Source organism: Streptomyces sp. AC602_WCS936, from assembly GCF_019049125.1.
GTDB lineage: Bacteria > Actinomycetota > Actinomycetes > Streptomycetales > Streptomycetaceae > Streptomyces.
On sequence record NZ_JAGMUF010000091.1, the window covers coordinates 1 to 224 of the forward strand.

Annotated in this window: 1 pseudogene; it reads left to right on the forward strand. The window is 75.4% G+C overall.

Going from position 1 to position 224, the window contains the following annotated elements:
* Nucleotides 1–224, forward strand: a pseudogene (locus KUM03_RS29070) (esterase); the annotation flags it as partial.

A 224-nucleotide genomic window follows, 5' to 3' on the forward strand; every position in this document is an offset into this window, starting at 1 on the left:
GCGCCGAAGTGGAAGACGACGGCCGTCCTCGGCCCCGCCCCGGGCACCAACAAGCCCGTCGACGTCGTCGAACTCGTGCCGCGCACCGACCGGGACATGGTGCTGGCCCGGCTCGCCTCGCCCGCCACCGGCATCACCCCCGTCCCCTTCGCCACCACCGCGCCCGTCGCGGGCGAGGAGCTGACGGTCGTCGGGTACGGCCGGACCAAGGACGAGTGGGCGCC